A 16,685-nucleotide genomic window follows, 5' to 3' on the forward strand; every position below is an offset into this window, starting at 1 on the left:
CGCTTTGGCCGGCGGGTTTCCCTCCTGAACCCGCGGAGAGACAGAGAAAGAGAGCTTTAGATATGGGTTTCAAGATCGCAGTCGCCGGCGCGACCGGCAATGTCGGCCGCGAAATGCTGAACATCCTTTCCGAACGCGGCTTCCCGGCCGACGAGGTCGTTGCCCTGGCATCCAGCCGCTCGCAGGGCACCGAGGTCTCCTTCGGCGACAAGACGCTGAAGGTGCAGAACCTCGAAAACTACGATTTCTCCGACACGGACATCTGCCTGATGTCGGCTGGCGGCACGGTTTCGCAGAAGTACTCGCCGAAGATCGGCGCCCAGGGTTGCGTCGTCATCGACAATTCCTCGGCCTGGCGCTACGACGCCGACGTTCCGCTGATCGTTCCGGAAGTGAACCCGGACGCCATCAGCCTGTTCACCCGCAAGAACATCATCGCCAATCCGAATTGCTCGACCGCCCAGCTCGTCGTCGCGCTGAAGCCGCTGCATGACCGCGCCAAGATCAAGCGCGTCGTCGTCTCGACCTATCAGTCGGTCTCCGGCGCCGGCAAGGAAGGCATGGACGAGCTCTTCCAGCAGACGCGCGCCGTCTTCGTCGCCGATCCGGTCGAATCGAAGAAGTTCACCAAGCGCATCGCCTTCAACGTCATCCCGCATATCGATAGCTTCATGGAAGACGGCTATACGAAGGAAGAGTGGAAGGTTCTCGCCGAGACCAAGAAGATGCTCGACCCGAAGATCAAGGTGACCTGCACGGCGGTGCGCGTGCCCGTCTTCATCGGTCATTCCGAATCGGTCAACATCGAGTTCGAAAACGAGATCACGGCGGACGAAGCCCGCGAGATTCTGCGCGAGGCCCCGGGTTGCCAGGTCATCGACAAGCACGAAAACGGCGGCTACATCACGCCGTACGAATCGGCCGGTGAAGACGCCACCTACATCTCGCGCATCCGCGAGGACGCAACTGTCGAAAACGGCCTCAACATCTGGGTCGTTTCCGACAACCTGCGCAAGGGTGCCGCCCTCAACGCCATCCAGATCGCGGAGCTGCTGGTCGCCCGCGGCCTGATCAAGGCGAAGAAGCAGGCCGCCTGATTGAACGAAATACGCGGGAAAGGGACGCCTCGTACATTTCCGTCAGAAATGGCAACGCTCCCTTAACCAAGTTTAAATAAAAGTCCCGGTTGTTCCGTCTGAGAACAATCGGGACTTCGCTTTGAAACCATCCGGCGGTGTCGCCGGACCGGCTCACAGCGAGTTGCGATGACAGGAACAGGGGAGCATGCCATGCTCCCGCAGCGGATAGACGAGATCACGGGGTTTTTTATGGGCATGACAAAGAGCGTGGCCACGGTGCTGGCCGTATTGATCGGCACGGCGGCAGTGCCGGCAGCAGCAGAAGCTGCACAGTGCGGCAACGATGCCAGCGGTTTTCCGGCCTGGGTTGAATCCTTCAAGGATGAAGCCGCCGGGCGCGGCATCAGCAGTGCAACGATCAACAAGGCTTTCGCCAATGTGAGCTACGCCCGCGCAACGATCCGCGCAGACCGTGGCCAGAAGAGCTTCAAGCTCTCGCTCGACCAGTTCATGCAGAAGCGTGGCGGCAAGGCGATCATCAACCGCGGCAAGAGCCTGAAGAAGCAGAATGCCGCGCTGTTCGACCGGATCGAAGCGCGCTACGGCGTGCCGGCCGGCCCGCTGCTGGCCATCTGGGGCATGGAAACCGGTTTTGGCGGCTTCCTCGGCAAGGAACACACGATCTCGGCCGTCGCGACGCTCGCCTATGACTGCCGTCGCTCGGACTACTTCACCAACCAGCTCTACGCCACGCTGCAGCTCGTGCAGAACGGCACGCTGAGCACCTCGGCGCGTGGTGCGGCGCACGGCGAAATCGGCCAGACGCAATTCCTGCCGGCAAACGTCCTGAAATATGGCGTCGACGGTGACGGCAACGGCCGCATCGACCTCGTCGGCTCGAAGGCCGACGCGCTCGCCTCTACGGCGAACTTCCTGCGCGGCCACGGCTGGAGCGCCGGCGGCGGCTATCAGCCGGGCGAGGGCAATTTCGGCGCTCTGCAGGGCTGGAACGCGGCCAGCGTCTACCAGCGCGCGATCGCCATCATCGGCGCGGAAATCGACGGCGGCTGAGCCGCATCGCAATCGAACATCCGAAACCCGGCGCGAGGCTTCGTGCCGGGTTTTCGTTTAAACGCTTGGGCGCAAGAAATCGCCGGTCTTGGCATCCATGACCCAAAGCTCGCCGGTCGAGATGTCGAACCAGGCCCCGTGCAGCTGTATGCGGCCCTTCTCTTCCAGGATACGTACGCAAGGGAATGTTCTCAGATTGGCAATGGAGTTGCGGATCGAGACGCGCTCCAGCGCGCGCTGGCGCTCCGCCTGCGTGAGGATTTCGGCGCCCTGGATCTGCTCGGCAACGGGCTTCAGCATGCCCATCCACTTGCCGATGAAGTCGCCGGGCGACAAAGGCTCTGCATCCACGCTGAGCGCTGCCGAAATACCGCCGCAGCGGCCATGGCCCATCACCACGATGTCGCTGACCTTCAGCGACTGCACGGCGAATTCGAGCGCCGCCGAGGTCGCGTGGAATTGACCATCAGGCTCGTAGGGCGGCACGAGGTTCGCCACGTTGCGCACGACGAACAGTTCGCCCGGCCCGCTGTCGAAGATCGTTTCGGGTGCCGCGCGGGAATCACAACAGGCAATGACCAGCGTCTTCGGCTTCTGGCCGGTTTCGGCCAGCGCCCTGTAGCGCGCCGACTGTTCGGCATAGCGGCCGGACATGAAATTGCGGTAGCCGTTCAGAAGGCGATCGGGAAAGCTGTTCATGGTGTCGGAATACCCCCGTGTAACGATCTACGGATGAGGCCCCATCCGGAAGTGCATAAACCACTCCGCAGGGCAGGGCGCAAGGCGCTTTACGGTCGTCGTGTCTGCGCCGGATGCAGGAGACGCCGCATGTGCACCATCGCCATCGGCGTCGAAATGCTGGAGGCGTCCTGTTCCAGCGTCAATTCGTCGGCGCCGCGCTTGGCGGTGCGCGCGACGATCTCGAAAACGCTGGCCGTCGCCATCATCAGCGCGCGCTCTTCCGGCAGGTTTTCCATCAACCGGGACAGGAAGATGGCGGCAAGCAGGTCGCCGGTGCCGTTCGGCGGGCTCGGTACGAGCCGGTGTTCCGCAAGAAGCGCACTACGGCCCGACAGATAGAGATTGCCCGTGCTGCCCGCCATCAGCGGCAGCGAGGAGGTGACGAGCATGCGGGCAGGGCCGAGCGAAAGGGCCGCATCCATGATCGCATTGTTGGTCTCGAGCGGCGCACCGGCAAGCCAGGCCAGTTCGAACCGGTTGGGAGTGGCGATGGAGGCGAGCGGGATCAGCCGGTCACGGATCGCCACCGCCGTCTCTTCGGCAATATAGAGCCCGTTCTCATCGCCGCAGACCGGATCGCACATATAGAGAAGGTCGGGATTGTCGATACGCAGACTCTCGACCAGCCGCGCCACGGCGCGCGCCTGCGCTGCACTGCCGAGATAGCCTGACAACACGGCCTTCACCTCGCCTCGCCACGGTGCACGGATGAGGTCGGCGATCATCGCATCGAAATCATCGGCCGAAATCGCCACCCGCGTCGATTTTCCGTGACCGGGGTGCCAGGGCAGGATGACCGTCGGCAGCGCCCAGACCGGGTGGCCGAGCGTTTCGAGCGCGAAGACCGCCGCACGATTGCCGACCGTGCCGCGCACCACATGGCTCGAAATGACGATGACGGTGCCCTTGTCGCTCTCGGTCATGGCCTGCTCCTTCGTTCCGACCGAGTGATGACAAGAGGGTGTTTTCCTGTCAACGCCCGGCAGTCGACGCATTCATCGCTGCAGGACAGCATTAGACCGCATCCGTCGGTTTTTGGCTGCTTTTCGACGAAAAAGGCTCGATTTTACGGCAAAACGACAGGGAAACTGACCTATCTCGGACAAAATCGATTGAATTTTCTCGCAAATGCACAAATTTCGTCGCGTGTATTTTTTCTTCTGCTAACGTCCGGCGATCGGATTCTAGGGGAAATTCCATGGGTGCCAGGACCAACGTGAAACGAGAAAAACACATCGAGGCCGCAAAGGCCGCGGCCGCAGCCCTCGGCGCGAAGACGCTGAACCCGGACATTCTCTTCGGGCGCGCCAGCAAGGACGATATCGAGCATTATACCGGCGAAATGCTGGCCGCCGCCGCCGCCCATGCCATGGCCGAAATCGAGGCCTGGGACGGCTCCGCGCCGCGCGTGACCGTCACCACGCTGCCCGACGTGACGCCGCAGGGGCAGCCGGTCTCCGTTCTCTCCGTCACCGACCGCAACCAGCCGTTCCTGTATGATTCGGTGATGGGCGAAGTGACGAGCACGCACCGCGACGTTCACCTCGCGATCCACCCGATCCTCGTGGTGACGCCGGGCGAAGCGCCGAAACTCTTCTCCCCGGACGAGGAAAGCGAACCGACACACCGCGTCAGCCATATCGAGATTCACCTCTCCGAGCTGGCACCCGCTGAGGCGGCGTCGCTTGCCGAACGTATCGGCAACGTGCTTCACCAGGTTCATGTCGCTGTCGACGACTGGCCATCCATGGTGGAAAAACTCGACAGCGCCATGGCCGACATGGAGCGCTATGCCAAGGCCAAGGCCGACAAGGATGAGGCACTTGCCTTCCTGACCTGGCTGCGCGGCAACAACTTCACCTTCCTCGGCATGCGCGAATACAGCTATTCCGGCAAGGGCGAACAGGCGACCGTCGAGCGCGGCGGCGAGGGCCTCGGCATTCTCGCCGATCCGGATGTGCGCGTGCTGCGCCTCGGCAAGGACGCCGTGACGACAACGCCGGAGATCCTCGAATTCCTCGAAGGCCCGGATCTGCTGATCGTCACCAAGGCCAATGTGAAATCCGTCGTGCACCGCCGGGCCTATATGGATTACATCGGCATCAAGCGCTTCAACGAAAAGGGCAAGGTGATCGGCGAGCTTCGCATCGTCGGCCTCTTCACCTCGACCGCCTATACCCATGCCGCCGGCCAGATCCCGCTCCTGCGTTCCAAGGTGGCGGATGTCATCGAGCATTTCGGCTACGACCCGAAGAGCCATTCCGGCAAGATGCTGATCAACACGCTGGAATCCTATCCGCGCGACGATCTTTTCCAGATCGATACCGGCCTGCTTGCCACGTTCTGCGAGCAGATCAACGAACTGTCCGACCGGCCGCGCATCCGCGTTCTGCCGCGCATCGATCGTTTCGACCGCTTCGTCTCGGTCATCGTCTACGTGCCGCGCGAACAGTATGATTCCGATGTGCGCGAAAAGATCGGCAATTATCTGAAGTCGGCTTATGACGGCCGTATCTCCGCCTATTACCCGGCTTTCCCGGAAGGTGGTCTCGCCCGCGTGCACTTCATCGTCGGCCGCTCCGGCGGCAAGACGCCGCGCATCCCGCAGGCGAAACTCGAACAGGCCGTGCGCGAGATCGCCACCCGCTGGACCGATCGTTTCGAAGCACTTTCCAATGCCGATGGCCTGCGACTGGTCGCCGACCGCGGCTACCAGGAAGACTTTACGCCCGCCGAAGCACATGCCGACCTTGCCCTGATTACCACGGCGACATCGGAAAACCCGATCAGCATCGCCTTCTACCGCAAGGCCTGGAATACGGATCTCAGCTCGGTCGAGCTAAAAATCTTCCACGCCAATGAACCGGTCTCGCTGTCGAGGCGCGTGCCCCTTCTCGAAAACCTCGGCTTCAACGTCATCAGCGAACAGACGCACGACCTGACCGTCGTGGGGCTCGACGGCGAACAGCGCCGCGTCATCCTGCACGACATGGAACTGAAGCATCGCGACGGCATCGAGATCAATCTCGCCAAGCTGAGCCCGATGCTGGAGGAAGCCTTCCTCGCTGCCTGGCACGGCGAGGTGGATGACGACGCGCTGAACCGCCTCATCCTGACCGGCGGGCTTTCCGCCCGCGAGATCATGGCGCTGCGCACCTATTCGCGTTACCTGCGCCAGACCGGCATCGCCTATTCGCAGGGTTATATCGCCGATACGCTCAACAAGTATCCGGCGATCGCCGCCAATCTCTTCCGCCTGTTCAAAACCCGTCTCGACCCGAAATTTTCGGACCGCCAGCGCGAGAAGAAGAGCGATGAAACGGCGACAGTGATCGAAGAGGCTCTGGCCAACGTGCCGAGCCTCGACGAGGACCGGATTCTCCGCCGCTACGTCAACGCGATCCAGGCGACGCTGCGCACCAACTATTTCCAGCGCGATGCCGACGGCAAGCCGCGCAAGACGCTGGCGATCAAGCTTGATCCGAAGCAGTTGGACGGCCTGCCGGAACCACGCCCGTTCCGCGAAATCTTCGTCTACGGCGCTGAGGTCGAGGGCGTGCACCTGCGCTTCGGCAAGGTCGCCCGCGGCGGCCTGCGCTGGTCGGACCGTGCACAGGACTACCGCACGGAAGTGCTGGGCCTCGTCAAGGCGCAGCAGGTGAAGAACTCGGTCATTGTGCCGGTCGGCGCCAAGGGCGGCTTCTATCCGAAGCAGCTTCCTGTCGGCGGTAGCCGCGACGCCATCTTCAAGGCCGGCACCGAGGCCTACAAGACCTATATCCGCACGCTGCTTTCCGTCACCGACAACATTGTCGGCCAAGACATCGTGCCGCCGGCCGATACGGTCCGCCTCGACGGCGACGATCCCTATTTCGTCGTCGCCGCCGACAAGGGCACGGCGACCTTCTCCGACACCGCCAACGGCCTGGCGCAGGAAGCCGGTTTCTGGCTCGACGATGCTTTTGCATCGGGCGGCTCTGCTGGCTACGACCACAAGAAGATGGGCATCACCGCCCGCGGCGCCTGGGAAACCGTCAAGCGCCACTTCCGCGAGATGAACATCGACATCCAGAAGACGCCTTTCACCGTCGCCGGCGTCGGCGACATGTCGGGCGACGTCTTCGGCAACGGCATGCTGCTGTCGCGGAAAATCCGCCTGCTGGCGGCCTTCGACCATCGGGACATCTTCATCGATCCGTCGCCGGATACCGATACCTCCTTCGCCGAGCGCCGCCGCATGTTCGCCCTGCCGCGCTCGAGCTGGCAGGACTATGATCGCTCCGTGCTCTCCAAGGGCGCTATGATCATTCCGCGTACGGAAAAATCCGTGACGCTGACCCCCGAAGCCATGGCCGTCATCGGCATTGACAAGGCCAAGGCGACGCCGTTCGAAATCATGACGGCGATCCTGAAGGCTCCCGTCGATCTGATGTGGTTCGGCGGCATCGGCACCTATATCCGCGGCCAGAACGAGACGGACGCGGAAGTGGGCGACCGCGCCAACGACCCGATCCGCATCGTCGCCGACGACGTGCGCGCCAAGGTGATCGGCGAGGGGGCGAACCTCGGCGTGACGCAACGCGGCCGTATCGCCTTCGCGCTCAAGGGCGGACGCTGCAACTCCGACGCCATCGACAACTCGGCCGGCGTGAATTCGTCGGACGTCGAAGTCAACATCAAGATCGCGCTCGCCTCGGCCATGCGCGACGAGCGGCTGACGCGCGCCAAGCGCAACGTGCTGCTCGCCTCGATGACGGACGAGGTGGGCCACCTCGTGCTGCGCAACAACTACCTGCAATCGCTGGCGATTTCGCTGACGGAAAAGCAGGGCATAGCCAACCGCGCCCCGCTGACCCGCCTGATGGACCGCCTCGAAGCGGCCGGCCAGCTCAACCGCAAGGTCGAGACCCTGCCGGACGACCGGGTCGTGGCGGAACGCTACCAGGCCGGCAAGCCGCTGACGCGGCCGGAAATCGGCGTGCTGCTCTCTTACGCCAAGCTCGTGCTGTTCGACGAACTCGTGCATACCGGCCTGCCGGACGAGCCCTATTTCGAGCCGACGCTGATGAGCTACTTCCCGGCGAAGATGCAGAAGGCCTATGCGGATGACATCCGTTCGCATCGCCTGCGCCGCGAAATCATCGCCACGATCCTCGCCAACGAGGTGATCAACCGCGGCGGCCCGGCCTTCATCACCACGCTGACCGACGGCACCGGCTTCGGCCCGGCGGACGCCGTGAAGGCGGCCGTCATCGCCCGCGACGGTTACGGCCTCTCGGCGCTCTATGCCGGCGTCGATGCGCTGGACACGCTGGTCGCCGGCGCCGTGCAGAACGAACTCTATGAAGAGATCGGCCGCATCTATGCCACCGTCACCAGCCTGCTGTTGACCACCGGCGCGGTGTCTGGCCCCATGGACCAGGCGGTGCACAAGCTCAAGCAGGCGCTGAAGCAGCTTCGCCCGCATCTCTCGACGCTGATCTCGGAAGCGGCCGGCGACGAGGCGCGCCGCAAGGCGCATGCCTATGAGGACGAGGGTGTGCCGGCGGATCTGGCGGAAGAAATCGCCACGCTCTCGATGCTGGCCTTCGTGCCGGAGGTAATGCTGATCGCCGCGGCGACGGGCGACACGTTGGGCAAGACGGCGCAGACCTTCGCCGGCATCAGCTCGACGCTGAATATCGGCCGGCTGCTCGCCGCGGCAAGCCGCATCCCGACCGGCGATCTCTACGAGGCGCTCGCCCTGCAACGCAGCCTCACCGACATTGCCAATGCCCGCCGCGACCTCGCGACGGTCGTCCTGACGCGCCATAAGGGCGACAAGGCGCCGCTTGCGGCCTGGCAGCAGGCGGACGAGAAGAAGCTTGCCCGGGTGACGGCCAATCTTTCGGCCCTGACCGAGACGGGTGAAGCCACACTCGCCAAGGTGAGCGTCGCCGCAGGCGTTCTCAGCGACCTTGCACAGGAACGGGCGAAATGACACAGTCCTCGTACCGGCTGATGGAGCTTTGCTTCATTAGCCGGCACAGGACGGGCGCACGGTCTTCGCCCCGCGTTTGAGGAGGGGCGATGACGGATATCGTGGAAAGCCGGGAGCCGCGCGTAGGCCGCCTCGGCATTACGGGCTGGATGCTGTTCGACTGGGCGGCACAGCCCTTCTTCACGGTCATCACCACCTTCATCTTCGGCCCCTATCTGGTCTCGCGCCTGACGGAGGATCACGCCGCCGGCCAGGCCGCCTGGAGCTACACGCTCACCATTTCCGGCATCGCCATCGCATTGCTCGCGCCGATCATGGGCTCGATCGCCGACGCCTCCGGCGCGCGAAAACCCTGGATTGCCGTCTTTGCGGTGATCAAGATCCTGTCGCTCGCGGCACTCTGGTACGCCGCCCCCGGCAGCAGCCTGCTCTTCGCCATGGCCATGATCGTGCTGGCGACGGTGGCGGCGGAATTCTCTATCGTCTTCAACGATTCGATGATGCCGCGCCTCGTGCGCCCGGAAGATGCCGGCCGTGTCTCGAACATCGCCTGGGGCCTCGGCTATCTCGGCGGCATGATCGTGCTGATCGCAGTCGTGGCGCTTCTTGCGGCCAATCCGGAGACGGGAAAGACCGCCATCGGTATTGCCCCCCTGTTCGGCCTCGATCCGGCAGCCGGCGAAGATGCCCGCATCACCGGGCCGATTTCGGCGCTGTGGTATCTCGTCTTCATCCTGCCGATGTTCTTCTTCACGCCGGATCAGGGCAAAGGGTTGCCGATCGCCGCTGCCGTCCGCGCCGGCCTCGCCGATCTCACCGCCACCCTGCGCGACCTGCGCGGCAAGCCGGGCATCCTGCGCTTCCTCGTCGCCCGCATGATCTACCAGGACGGCGTCAATGGCCTCCTGGCGCTCGGCGGCACGTTTGCCGCCGGCATGTTCGCCTGGCAGACCTTCGAACTCGGCATCTACGGCATCATCCTCAACGTGGTGGCCATCGGTGGCTGCCTCTATGCCAGCCGGCTGGACAAGCGCCTCGGCTCGAAAACCGTGGTGGTGATCAGCCTCGTCTGCCTGACCGTGGCGACGATCGGCATCGTCTCCACCGGACCCGGCTTCACCCTGTTCGGTCTCATTCCGCTGTCGACTGCCGATTCCGGCGGTCTTTTCGCCACCGCCGCCGAGAAAGCCTATATTCTCTACGGCTTACTAATCGGCGTCGCCTTCGGCCCCGTCCAGGCCTCGGCCCGCTCCTATCTCGCCCAGAGCATCCATCCGGACGAAGCCGGCCGCTATTTCGGGCTCTATGCGCTCTCGGGCCGCGCCACATCCTTCCTGGCACCGCTCTCGGTCGCGCTCATCACGACGGCCACGGGCTCGGCGCGCATCGGCATGATGGCCCTCATCGTCTTCCTCGTCGTCGGCTTCCTGCTTCTGCTGCGCACGCCTTATCCTGCCAACAAGCCCTGAAATGCAAAACGCCCCGCTTGCGGGGCGTTTTTTCGACTCCGGCAAAGAATCCGGCTCAATGCCGGAAATGTCGCATGCCTGTGAAGACCATCGCGACGCCGGCCTCATCCGCTGCCGCGATCACTTCCGCATCGCGCATCGAGCCACCCGGCTGGATGACGGCGGTCGCACCGGCGGCGATCGCCGAAAGCAAGCCGTCGGCGAAGGGCAAAAAGGCTTCCGAGGCGACGGCCGAGCCCCGCGTCAACGGTTCGGCAAGCCCCATCGCCTTTGCAGCCTCCTCGGCCTTCAGGCCGGCGATGCGGGCGGAATCGACGCGGCTCATCTGGCCGGCCCCGATGCCCGCCGTCTGGCCGTCCTTGGCATAGACGACCGCATTCGACTTGACGTGCTTGGCGACCTTGAAGGCGAACTTCATGTCGACCAGTTCCTGCGCCGTCGGCGCCCGCTTGGTGACGACCTTGAGCTCCAGATCCTCGACCATGCCGTTGTCGCGGCTCTGCACCAGCAGACCGCCGGAGACCGTCTTGGCGGAAAGACCGGGCACGCGCGGATCGGGCAGAGCACCGGTGACCAGCAAGCGCAGGTTCGGCTTGCCGGCGATGATGGCGCGCGCCGCCTCATCCGCATCCGGCGCGATGATGACTTCGGTGAAGAGCTTGACGATTTCTTCCGCCGTCTCGCCGTCGAGCGTCGAATTGAGCGCGATGATGCCGCCGAAGGCGGAGACCGGATCGCAGGCGAGCGCCCGCGCATAGGCGTCCTTCAACGTCGTGCCGGTGGCGACGCCGCAGGGATTGGCGTGCTTGATGATCGCGCAGGCCGGACCATTTTCCGGCAGAAACTCGGCCACCAGCTCGAAGGCAGCGTCCGTGTCGTTGATATTGTTGTAGGAAAGCTGTTTGCCCTGCAGCAGCGTCGCGGTCGCAACCCCGGGGCGGTTCTCGCCGGTGACGTAGAAACCGGCCTTCTGATGCGGGTTTTCGCCATAGCGCATCTCTTCCTTGAGCACGCCGCCGAGCACGCGGTGGCGCGGCATGGCGATGTCGAGCGCTTCGGCAAACCAGTTGGAGATCGCCGCGTCATAGGCGGCCGTACGGGCATAGGCCTTGGCGGCGAGGCGCTGGCGAAACGCATAGGCGGTAGAGCCATCGGCCAGTTCTTCCAGCAGGGCAGGGTAGTCGGCCGGATCGGTGACAACAGTCACATAGGCGTGGTTCTTGGCCGACGCGCGGATCATCGCCGGGCCACCAATATCGATGTTCTCGACGGTCGTCGGATAGTCACCGCCCTTGGCGCGCACCTCTTCGAACGGATAGAGATTGATAATGGCAAGGTCGATTGCGCCGATGCCGTGCGCCTTCATGGCCTCGACATGCTCCGCATCGTCGCGGATCGCCAGCAGGCCGCCATGCACGGCGGGATGCAGCGTCTTGACGCGGCCATCCATGATTTCCGGAAAGCCCGTAACCTCGGACACGTCGGTCACCGCCAGCCCGGCGTCGCTCAACGCCTTGTGGGTGCCGCCGGTCGACAGCAGGCGCACACCTTTTTCGGCAAGCGCGCGGGCGAGATCGACGATGCCCGCCTTGTCGGAGACGGAGAGAAGCGCGGTGCGCACGGCAACACGATCGGGGGCGGGGATTTTCTTGGAAACAACGGCCATGGGGGGCGCTCCGTTCTGACGGCCCGGGGAAGGGGCCGGATGGACATGCGCCCGGTTATCACAGCCGTCGCACGGAGAAAACGGCAAAGGCCGTTAATTCAGCGCTGTCGCACCAGCGACCACTGAACTTCGGGCATCGTATGGAGCGGCATGGTCAGCGTCAGCTGGCGTGATGCCCGCACACCGGACGGATCGGCGAAGAAGACGTCCTCGTCCTCTTCCACCGGCACATCAACACAGGTCAACGCCCAGGCTTCGCCATCCGGCGCGACCAGCCGGGTCTCGTTCGAGGACGCGCGATAGAGCTGGATGGTCGGGTGGATATGAAAACGCACCACCGCCACGCCCTTGTCGATGGCGCCGGTCGGGTCGGCCGGCCTGAAGAAACGCTCCCGGCCGCGGATCTCGTTGCCTGTCGCCGCAACAAGGATATCCCGCTCATAGAGAAGGCCGAAACGCTTCAGGTAACCGTCGTGACTGGCCGTCAGGCCATCGGCACCGGATTCGCGCTCGGTGCGGGAGACAGTGACCGTCTTGACCCCGCCGACGATGATCGGACCGAGAAAACGCGAGGTGGAAATGCGCGACGACGAGGTATCGTTCAAGGTCGCGACCGAATGGGCCGCCGTGGTGCGCGACAACTGCCGCATGGCCTCGCCGGCAAACCGCGGCCGGCCGGAATTGACGATGAAGCGGTTTTTGCCCGACGATATCTCGATGGAGAGCGTTCCCGCAGACGCCGTCGCGGACAGGTCCACGGCTTTCAGCACGCCGGTATCCATCAGCACGACCGTCTCCTTCACCGCGAGGCGATCGTAGTTGATGGACGGGAGCGCCTTGAACGGCGCGCCACCCGTCTCGTCGTAACGCAGCGCCGACATCAGCTCGTTCGCCAACGTATAGGTCGCGCCATTGAAAAGGGCGAGCTCGCCGCCTTGATGGCGGAAGAAACGCAGCGCCGGATAGATGCGGTCGATGCAGGGGATGAGTTGTGTCGGCATATCGTGGCCGAGATTGACATAGGTCTGGCGCAGCGGCAGCAGGTCGAGCAGCAGATCGAGAGCGGCGCGAGGATTGCGCGAGCAATGGCCTCCATCGGCAAGGATCTGCCGGTCGAGTTCCTCGTCGAGATTTCGCGCGGCCTTGCGCATCCGCGAGGCGGTGGCCGGCATGGCGATGGAGGCCATGGCAAGGGCAATCCGCACCCTGAGCCGCGGTTCGCCGTCGCGCGTCGTATCGGCGACGTGCCGCAGATAACGGACCTGGAAAGCCAGGCTCTTCAGGAAGCGGCGATAGAACGGATAATCGGCATCCTTCAGCACGACCGGCGAATGGGACAACCAGGCGATGATGCGTTGCGCGGCGACGTCCGGCCGCCAGGCGAGGCCGCCAATGACGCGGCCATGGCTTTGCAGCCAGTCGTCGACGATGAAGCGGGAGGTCTGCGCCGCCTTCTCCGGATCGACGAGACGCATATGGCGCAGCCAGCCGAACGAATGCAGGCGGACGGCGAACTCCTCCGAGGGAAGCTCCAGCGCGAAGGGCGAATCGCCGTCGCATTCCAGAATGCGGCCCGCCAGCGGGAATCGGCCGGCAGCAATTTCTTCGCCGGCGAAGGAATCGGCCGGGTGCAGGTCGGTCGGTGCGACGACGAGGCGATCCGGCGTCCCGCCGGAAAACCGCATGGCGCTGATTCGGCCCAGAGCAAGCCGCCGCGAGAACCGGCGCCAACCCTCACGCAAATACAGATAGAGAAGCCGCTGCCGGTCGGAAAGCTGCATGGTTAACGAATGCCTCCTTCCTATAGGTAGGCTGATGCGGCAAGCCGCGTCAATTCATCGGCGCTGATGGACTGTTGATGACGCAGCCAGGCAGGGAGTGTCGTTCTGACCTTCAGCCGCCGTTTCGCAGCCGAACGGCGTAAAATCCATCCAGACCACCGGCATGTGTCTCGGTCGCCGGCAACATGGCGGGCGTCGTGCGGAACTCGCCGCGCGGCGAGATCGCCGATTCCAGGCCGGGCCAATCGGCAGGATCGACGGGGTCAATGTGCCAGGACGGATTGTCGGCGAGAACGCGGACGACCGTCTCTTCTCCCTCGCTGGGATCGAGCGAGCAATTGGAGAACACGAGCGTGCCGCCGGGTTTTACCAGCGTCAGCGCATGGCGCAGCAGGCGCTCCTGCAGGCGGGCAAGTTTTTCGATGTCCTCCGGACCCTTGGTCCAGAGCACGTCGGGATGGCGGCGGATCGTGCCGGTGGACGAGCAGGGCGCATCAAGCAGGACGGCGTCAAAAAGTTCGTCGGGACGGTAGTCCGCCATGTTCGCCTCCACCGCCGTCACCGGAAGCGCCAGACGCTCGAGATTGCCGGAAAGCCGCTTCAGGCGGTTGGCGGACTGGTCGAGTGCGGTGACCGCGGCACCGGCATGCGCCAGTTGCGCGGTTTTTCCGCCGGGCGCAGCGCAGAGATCGGCCACGCGTTTACCGGCAAGATCGCCAAACAGCTTGGCCGGAATGCTGGCGGCGGCGTCCTGCACCCACCATTCACCCGCGTCAAACCCTTCAAGCGCCGGAATGGCGCCGGAGGCGGACGGCAGGCGCACGGAACCGGTGGGAAGAACCAGGCCCCCCAGCCGCGCAGCCCAACCTTCCGCATCGGATTTGACGGTGAGGTCGATGGCAGAGGGTTCGAGCAGCGCTTCGGCAATTCGCCCAGCGTGTTCGCGTCCATAAATCTCGATAAGCCGCTGGTAGAACCACTCAGGGACGACGGCAATCGAACGGGTCGCGGTCAGATGCGAGGCCTTTTCGCGCGACAGACGGCGCAGCACGGCATTGGTGAGGCTGGCGAAACGGCGGTTTCGCGGGTCGAGCTGCGCCTGCTCGACCGCAAGGTCGACGGCGGAGTGATCTGGAACGTCGAGGTAGAGGATCTGCGCCGCGGCGACCGTCAGCACGTGCTGCAAGGCGCGGGCACCCTCCGGCAATGGCGTGCCGACCAGCGTGTCGAGGATGGTGTCGATGCGCGGGAGATGGCGCAGTGCCGTGTTGATGATGGCGCGTACGAGCGCCCGGTCGGCGTCGTTGAGCTGCCGGTAGGCGGGGTTGCCATTCTCGGCATCGAGCATGCCGTCGAGCGGCGTCCGGCGATCGATGACGGCCGCAAGGATCTTGGCGGCCGCCTGTCGGGCGCGCAGGCCCGGCTTTTCCGGATGGCTTTCGGACGCGTCCACGGGGGCTCGCCCCTTGCCGCCGCGATGCCGATTTGCATGTGTTCTTTGTTTTCTGTCGTCGCTCAAGACCAGGGACCCTTGGGTGGTTCGGAACCACCGCGTCCCCAGCCCGTCGTCGGAACGGAGCGCGATTTGCGTGTCGCAGTATCAGCCCGGACCGGCTCCGTCGAGCGCGCTTGCATGCCGCGGGCCATTTCCTCGAGTGCCGCGATGCGGTTTTCCGTGTTCGGATGGGTCGAAAACAGGTTGTCCATGCGCTCACCCGAGAGCGGATTGATGATGAACATATGCGCGGTTGCAGGATTGCGCTCGGCCTCGTCGTTCGGAACGCGGCCGGCGGCAATGGCGATCTTCTTGAGTGCCGAGGACAGCCAGAGCGGATTGCCGCAGATTTCCGCGCCGCGCTTGTCGGCGGAATATTCGCGTGTGCGGCTGATCGCCATCTGCACCAGCATGGCGGCAAAGGGCGCGACGATCATCGCGATCAGCACGCCAATGAAGCCGAGCGGATTGCTGTTCTCACGGTTGCCGCTGCCGCCGAAGAACATGGCGAAGTTGGCGAGCATGGAGATCGCACCGGCGATCGTCGCCGTCAGCGTCATGGTCAGCGTGTCGCGGTTCTGGATATGGGCAAGCTCGTGCGCCATCACGCCCGCCACCTCTTCGTAGCTCAGCGCCTGGAGAAGGCCGGTTGACGCGGCGACGGCAGCATTCTGCGGATTGCGGCCGGTGGCAAAGGCGTTCGGCTGCTCGCTGTTGAGGACATAGACACGCGGCATCGGCAGGCCGGCGCGTTTGGCGAGGTCACGCACGATGCCGTAATATTCCGGCGCGGAACGTTCATCGACCTCCTTGGCGCCGTACATGGACAGGACCATGCGGTCGGAGTTCCAATAGGAGAAGAAGTTCATGGCGATGGCGACGAGCAGCGCGATCATCATGCCGCCCTTGCCGCCAATGAGCAGGCCCACGCCCATGAAAAGCGCCGTCATGAAGGCGAGAAGCATGGCTGTGCGAACGATGTTCATAGGTTTTCGGCTCCTGTCGGGTCTCGGCGCCCGCTGCTATTCCCTGTTGTCAAGGGAGTGTTTCACGTGAATCACCGCTTTCCACAGTGTGATCACGCTCCTATATGATGGTAAGCCAACAGGAATTCTTCAATATCCGGGAAGGATGCCGATTTTCATGCAGAACGACAACGACAATCATTCGGACGGCCGCAAGGTGCTCTCCCCCGCCGCTCTTCGCGCCCTCCAGGAAGCCGAAGAACGGCGCAAGGCCGCGCAGCCGGTTGAACCGGCGCCCGAGGTCGGCGGCCGCGGCGGTGCGGACCCAGCCCGTTTCGGCGATTGGGAAGTCAACGGCCGGGCGATCGATTTCTGAGGGTGGGAATCCGGCTCAGGAATGACCCGGCCTATCGCCTCGGTCCGTTACCTCTCCCTCGT

11 protein-coding genes are annotated in these 16,685 nt (G+C 64.0%); 5 read left to right on the plus strand and 6 right to left on the minus strand.

The genetic code is table 11. From position 1 onward, the window contains the following. Positions 1–62 precede the first annotated feature (62 nt). The gene (locus GR138_RS21650; protein WP_160861342.1) at positions 63–1,097 is read left to right on the plus strand and encodes an aspartate-semialdehyde dehydrogenase; all 1,035 of its coding nucleotides are present in this window, start codon (positions 63–65) and stop codon (positions 1,095–1,097) included. 231 nt (positions 1,098–1,328) lie between these two features. Further along, the gene (locus GR138_RS21655; protein WP_160861436.1) at positions 1,329–2,150 is read left to right on the plus strand and encodes a lytic murein transglycosylase; all 822 of its coding nucleotides are present in this window, start codon (positions 1,329–1,331) and stop codon (positions 2,148–2,150) included. Between the two features lie 57 nt (positions 2,151–2,207). On the opposite strand, the gene GR138_RS21660 is transcribed toward GR138_RS21655, so the two are convergent. Further along, complete coding sequence (locus GR138_RS21660) at positions 2,208–2,849, minus strand: carbonic anhydrase (RefSeq protein ID WP_160861343.1); 642 nt, start codon at positions 2,847–2,849, stop codon at positions 2,208–2,210. A gap of 89 nt (positions 2,850–2,938) precedes the next feature. Further along, a complete protein-coding gene (gene pdxY / locus GR138_RS21665; protein ID WP_160861344.1) occupies positions 2,939–3,814 on the minus strand; it encodes a pyridoxal kinase PdxY in 876 nt (291 codons plus the stop codon). Between the two features lie 275 nt (positions 3,815–4,089). Here pdxY and GR138_RS21670 point away from each other — a divergent pair, with 275 nt between their 5' ends. After that, positions 4,090–8,871 (plus strand): NAD-glutamate dehydrogenase, encoded by a 4,782-nt coding sequence (locus GR138_RS21670; protein ID WP_160861345.1) that lies wholly within the window; start codon positions 4,090–4,092, stop codon positions 8,869–8,871. Positions 8,872–8,960: 89 nt separating this feature from the next. Continuing rightward, complete coding sequence (locus GR138_RS21675) at positions 8,961–10,340, plus strand: MFS transporter (RefSeq protein WP_160861346.1); 1,380 nt, start codon at positions 8,961–8,963, stop codon at positions 10,338–10,340. A gap of 55 nt (positions 10,341–10,395) precedes the next feature. On the opposite strand, the gene purH is transcribed toward GR138_RS21675, so the two are convergent. The 4 genes from purH to htpX all read right to left on the minus strand — a co-directional run bounded on the left by purH (position 10,396) and on the right by htpX (position 16,268). After that, a complete protein-coding gene (purH, locus tag GR138_RS21680) occupies positions 10,396–12,006 on the minus strand; it encodes a bifunctional phosphoribosylaminoimidazolecarboxamide formyltransferase/IMP cyclohydrolase (RefSeq protein WP_160861347.1) in 1,611 nt (536 codons plus the stop codon). A gap of 98 nt (positions 12,007–12,104) precedes the next feature. Further along, the gene (locus GR138_RS21685) at positions 12,105–13,787 is read right to left on the minus strand and encodes a heparinase II/III family protein (RefSeq protein WP_160861348.1); all 1,683 of its coding nucleotides are present in this window, start codon (positions 13,785–13,787) and stop codon (positions 12,105–12,107) included. 112 nt (positions 13,788–13,899) lie between these two features. Continuing rightward, the gene (locus tag GR138_RS21690) at positions 13,900–15,312 is read right to left on the minus strand and encodes an RsmB/NOP family class I SAM-dependent RNA methyltransferase (protein WP_160861437.1); all 1,413 of its coding nucleotides are present in this window, start codon (positions 15,310–15,312) and stop codon (positions 13,900–13,902) included. Next, entirely contained in the window at positions 15,303–16,268 is a 966-nt protein-coding gene (gene htpX, locus GR138_RS21695) for a zinc metalloprotease HtpX (RefSeq protein WP_160861349.1), read from the minus strand. Before htpX ends, GR138_RS21690 begins: the two co-directional genes overlap by 10 nt. A 157-nt stretch (positions 16,269–16,425) precedes the next feature. On the opposite strand from htpX, the gene GR138_RS21700 reads away from it, so the two are divergent. Beyond that, complete coding sequence (locus GR138_RS21700) at positions 16,426–16,623, plus strand: DUF1674 domain-containing protein (protein ID WP_160861350.1); 198 nt, start codon at positions 16,426–16,428, stop codon at positions 16,621–16,623. Positions 16,624–16,685 lie beyond the last annotated feature (62 nt).

It is taken from the genome of Shinella kummerowiae (genome assembly GCF_009827055.1).
GTDB lineage: Bacteria > Pseudomonadota > Alphaproteobacteria > Rhizobiales > Rhizobiaceae > Shinella > Shinella kummerowiae.

What these genes read in the sequence shown, in the direction of transcription:
- GR138_RS21685 (WP_160861348.1), bottom strand. Translation starts at nt 13,787, where the DNA reads ATGCAGCTTTCCGACCGGCAGCGGCTTCTCTATCTGTATTTGCGTGAG.
- GR138_RS21660 (WP_160861343.1), bottom strand. Translation starts at nt 2,849, where the DNA reads ATGAACAGCTTTCCCGATCGCCTTCTGAACGGCTACCGCAATTTCATG.
- pdxY (WP_160861344.1), bottom strand. Translation starts at nt 3,814, where the DNA reads ATGACCGAGAGCGACAAGGGCACCGTCATCGTCATTTCGAGCCATGTG.
- htpX (WP_160861349.1), bottom strand. Translation starts at nt 16,268, where the DNA reads ATGAACATCGTTCGCACAGCCATGCTTCTCGCCTTCATGACGGCGCTT.
- GR138_RS21655 (WP_160861436.1), top strand. Translation starts at nt 1,329, where the DNA reads ATGGGCATGACAAAGAGCGTGGCCACGGTGCTGGCCGTATTGATCGGC.
- GR138_RS21700 (WP_160861350.1), top strand. Translation starts at nt 16,426, where the DNA reads ATGCAGAACGACAACGACAATCATTCGGACGGCCGCAAGGTGCTCTCC.
- GR138_RS21650 (WP_160861342.1), top strand. Translation starts at nt 63, where the DNA reads ATGGGTTTCAAGATCGCAGTCGCCGGCGCGACCGGCAATGTCGGCCGC.
- GR138_RS21670 (WP_160861345.1), top strand. Translation starts at nt 4,090, where the DNA reads ATGGGTGCCAGGACCAACGTGAAACGAGAAAAACACATCGAGGCCGCA.
- purH (WP_160861347.1), bottom strand. Translation starts at nt 12,006, where the DNA reads ATGGCCGTTGTTTCCAAGAAAATCCCCGCCCCCGATCGTGTTGCCGTG.
- GR138_RS21675 (WP_160861346.1), top strand. Translation starts at nt 8,961, where the DNA reads ATGACGGATATCGTGGAAAGCCGGGAGCCGCGCGTAGGCCGCCTCGGC.